Source organism: Vibrio sp. V03_P4A6T147, from assembly GCF_002241085.1.
Taxonomy (GTDB): Bacteria; Pseudomonadota; Gammaproteobacteria; order Enterobacterales; family Vibrionaceae; genus Vibrio; species Vibrio anguillarum.
This window is the reverse complement of record NZ_NDIO01000394.1, coordinates 1-2,127: the sequence shown is the minus strand read 5'-3', so window position 1 is coordinate 2,127 and position 2,127 is coordinate 1. Positions and strand designations below refer to the sequence as shown.

At 39.9% G+C, this 2,127-nt stretch carries 2 protein-coding genes; one reads left to right on the top strand and one right to left on the bottom strand.

Features of this window, described 5'->3' with window-relative positions:
• Positions 1-206 precede the first annotated feature (206 nt).
• Complete coding sequence (gene nfo / locus B9J84_RS15030) at positions 207-1,124, top strand: deoxyribonuclease IV (RefSeq protein WP_094124474.1); 918 nt, start codon at positions 207-209, stop codon at positions 1,122-1,124.
• A gap of 322 nt (positions 1,125-1,446) precedes the next feature.
• On the opposite strand, the gene B9J84_RS15025 is transcribed toward nfo, so the two are convergent.
• On the bottom strand, positions 1,447-2,127 hold a 681-nt coding region (locus tag B9J84_RS15025; protein WP_179217578.1), incomplete at its 5' end, for an EAL domain-containing protein.

Here is a 2,127-nt window from a genome sequence, read left to right as displayed (position 1 = left end):
ATATTGATTTAGGTCAAAAAACAACGATAAACATTGATAATATGGGGGTTGCGTTATTGATTTAAATCAATAAAGCATTTAAAAACAATGAGTTCTACTTTTTTTTAATACATAAAATATTTTTTATTTATTGTTTTGTTGTAATTTTACTACATTTTTAGCGCGTGTTTGACCTAAGTAACAGAAAATCAGACAATTGAAGTCCAATGTTGAAAGTACAAAGTGATTTAATGACAAATAGAATTCAGGGCCGTGGAATGAAATTTATTGGTGCTCATGTATCGGCCTCTGGCGGAGTTGACCAAGCCCCATTGAGAGCGAGAGAAATTGGAGCAAATGCATTTGCTTTATTCACTAAAAACCAGCGCCAGTGGGTTGCTAAACCGCTCGAAGAGGCAACCATTCGCGCTTTTAAGGCTAACTGCCACATGCTTGGTTTTAAAAGTGAACACATTTTGCCGCATGATTCATACCTTATTAATCTGGGCGCGCCAGAAGCCGATAAGCTTGCTAAGTCACGCGAAGCTTTTATTGATGAAATGCAACGTTGCCAGCAACTGGGGCTGACGCTTTTGAATTTTCATCCGGGTAGTCACCTCAAACAAGTCTCAGAAAGTGAATGTCTTGCGACAATTGCAGAATCGATAAACCTTGCACATCAAGCCGTGCCTGAGGTCGTTGCTGTGATTGAAAACACCGCAGGGCAGGGGACGAATCTAGGCTGGCGTTTCGAACATTTAGCCGAAATTATCCAGCAAGTTGAGGATAAATCGCGAGTAGGTGTGTGCCTTGACACGTGTCATACTTTTACTGCAGGTTATGATTTGCGCACAGTTGAGGCGTGCGAGGCAACCTTCTCAGAGTTTGATAGCGTGGTTGGAATGCACTACTTACGTGCAATGCACATCAACGACTCAAAGGCAAAGTTTGCCAGCCGTGTTGACCGCCATCATTCTCTAGGGGAAGGCGAAATTGGTTGGCCATGCTTTGAATTTATTGCCAAAGATGCAAGGTTTGATGGTATCCCATTGATTTTAGAAACAATCGATCCAGACATTTGGGCCCAAGAAATTCAAACATTAAGAGATCTACACGCACAATCGGTAGATTCAGTAGCATCTTAAATAAGTTGGCATCTTTCTTTCATAAAGACAAAGGCATAGCCGCGTCAAAATGAAGGAGGATGTCACTATGTTTCATATGATCTCACGTTCACCATCAATAGCTCGACCACCAGTCCGATTGCCTATACCTAACCGACATGTGAACGGTCAAGGGCATACTCGAACGCCACAAAAATCACATTAACTGGCAAAAGCTCTGTGACATTGACTCATGCAGTGGTGGCTTTTTATGGTTACAATGCTGTCATTAGTTAATTTTCAGAGCTTTCCTAAATTCTCTCATTTCCACCTCATGAGTGGAGTTCTTTTGAAGTTTTTAGTCTTAGTAGTGAGGTGCGGGTTTTCCTAAAGCATAACCTTGGATGAAATCAAAACCGGCACTGATAACTAAGACCAGTTGTTCTTCAGTTTCAATCCCTTCGCAAACTACTTCTTTCCCAATTGATTGAAAATACCCTACAAGTTTTTTGAACATACTAAGTGAGTAATTATTTTTTGTTGCCTGAAGAAGTAGTTGACGATCAAATTTCACTACATCAAATTCCATACTCAACAAGCGTTGGAATTGACTTTCTTTCGTTCCAAAATCATCAAAGGCAATTTTAACGGGATAACTTTTTAGCTGTTGCAAAAGTATTAGGTGTGATGAGTGAAGTGGAGTGTGCTCCGGAATCTCAATCCAAATTGTGATGTTGCTTTTCTGAGCTTCTTTAATCGTATCAAGTAATATTTGGCAGTAGTACCAAGAGGGTTCTACTGGGGTCAGGTTAAATGAGACAAAGGTTAAATCTTTCCTAGCCATTTCTGGAAATTCATTGACTACGGATTCCAAGATTTCAATGTCGATCGCTAAAGTATGATCCCTAGTTAATTCATTGAAGTGAAAGCTCCTATACTCATTTTTATCTAAGTAACGAGCTAATACTTCAACACCGACAACATTTTTATTGTGATCGGTGATGGGTTGATAGAAGGGCACAGCATGAGGCTGATAATATTCTAT